This is a genomic window from Bradyrhizobium sp. PRIMUS42 (assembly GCF_023006515.1).
Taxonomy (GTDB): domain Bacteria; phylum Pseudomonadota; class Alphaproteobacteria; order Rhizobiales; family Xanthobacteraceae; genus Bradyrhizobium.
Map to the genome: position 1 here is coordinate 1 of NZ_JALBGZ010000948.1, position 2005 is coordinate 2005.

At 66.6% G+C, this 2005-nt stretch carries 2 protein-coding genes; both read right to left on the bottom strand.

What is annotated here, in order from left to right:
• Positions 1-750: flavoprotein (locus tag MOV75_RS36080; RefSeq protein WP_309486998.1), on the bottom strand; the 750-nt coding region annotated here is incomplete at its 3' end.
• Positions 751-806: 56 nt separating this feature from the next.
• The coding region (locus MOV75_RS36085) for an AarF/UbiB family protein (RefSeq protein WP_247007754.1) at positions 807-2005 on the bottom strand (1199 nt) is incomplete at its 5' end.

The window sequence follows — 2005 nt, forward strand, 5'->3', positions numbered from 1 at the left end:
CACCGGCGGCCGCAGCAGCCGCTCGGCGGCTGTGGCGATCTCGATCGCTTCGGACATACGGCCGGTTCCGGCCTCACCGGCTTCCGCCATCTCGCCCGAATTGGGCCCGATCAGCACCACGCCGTCACGCTGGAGCAAGCCGACGTTGCGGCGCGTCGCCGCATTGTTCCACATCAGCGGGTTCATTGCCGGCGCCAGCAGCACCTTGCGGTTGGTCGCGAGCAGGATGGCGCTGGCGAGATCGTCGGCATGGCCGTTCGCCATCTTCGCCATCAGATCGGCGGTGGCGGGCGCCACCACGATCAGATCGCAGTCGCGCGCGAGGCGAATATGGCCGGCGTCGAACTCGCTCTGGGGGTCGAACAGGTCGGTATAGACGCGTTCATGCGAGAGTGCGCTCACGGCCAGCGGCGTGACGAATTGCTGCGCCGCCTTGGTCAGCACGCAGCGGACCTCGACGCGGCGCTCCTTCAGCCTCCGGATCAGGTCGAGGGATTTGTAGGCGGCGATGCCGCCGCCGATGATCAGGGTGACACTGGCCTCGGGAAGGGCGCCGGTGCGCTGGGGCGTGATGGCGGTGGAGGCGGCCGGCGGCGCCGAAAACGGCGTCAGCGGCTCCTCGCGGCCCTCGATCAGCTCCCGCAGGATGACCCGGACCTCTTCCTCGACCGATCTGCGGTTCTTGGCCGAGCGCAGCCGCAGGTAGGTTTTGACGTTGTCGTCCAGTTTGCGGATGGTCAGGCTTGCCATGACGCCCTCCAGCACAGAATGATAGCGATGCTATCACCTACATGATTGCAATGCAATCATAGATTCCGGACGGCGATCAGGATGCCGATGAAGGTCGCGGCAATGATCCAGAGCGCGACGGTGCGCCAGCGGTTCTTGCGGCCCTCGCTGCGGCCCATCGCGGCGATGCTTTCCGGCGACAGCCTGATGCCCTCCCGCGTCATGGTCTCGAGTTGCTCCAGCACCTTCACCGACCGCTCGGCGATCTCCGGCAGGCGCATCAGCACGCGCGCGATGTCTCCGGTCCCGGCGAGCGCCCCTTGCACCCGTCCGATCGGGCCCAGATTGCGCTCGATCCATTCGCGCACCACGGGGTCGGCGATCTTCCAGATATCGAGCTTGGGATCGAAGCCGCGCGCCACGCCTTCGACCACCACCATGGTCTTCTGCAGCAGGATCAGCTCCGGCCGCGTCGTCATGTCGAACAGGCCGGTGACCTCGAGCAGCAACGTCAGCAGCCGCGCCATCGAGATCTCTTCCGCCGTGCGGTTGTGAATCGGCTCGCCGATGGCGCGGATCGCCTGCGCGAAATTCTCGACCGAGTGATGCGCGGGCACGTAGCCCGCCTCGAAATGCACCTCGGCGACCCGGCGATAATCGCGGGTGATGAAGCCGAGCAGGATTTCGGCGAGGAAGCGCCGCTCCTTCATGCCGAGCCGGCCCATGATGCCGAAATCGACCGCGACGAGACGGCCGGCGTCGTCCAGGAACAGATTGCCCGGATGCATGTCGGCATGGAAGAAGCCGTCGCGCAGCGCGTGGCGCAGGAAGCTCTGGATCACCTTGCGGCCAAGATCGGGCAGATCGACCTGTGCCTCCGCCAGGCGCTTGTGGTCGTTCAGCGCGATGCCGTCGATCCACTCCATCGTCAACACGTTGTGCGTGGTGCGATCCCAGTCGACTGTCGGCACGCGGAAGTCAGGGTCGTCGCGCGTGTTCTCCGCCATCTCCGACAGCGCAGCCGCCTCCAGCCGCAGGTCCATCTCCATGGCGACCGAGCGCGACATGGTGTTGATGACCTCGATGAGGCGCAGCCGCCGTGCTTCCGCCGAGTAGGTCTCGGCCTTGTGGGCGACGAAGAAGAAGTCGGAGAGATCGCGGCGGAAGCGCGCGGCCACGTTCGGCCTGAGCACCTTGACCGCGACCGATGTGCGGATCCCGTCGCGCAAGACTTCGCCGCGATGCACCTGCGCGATCGAGGCGGCCGCGACGGGGG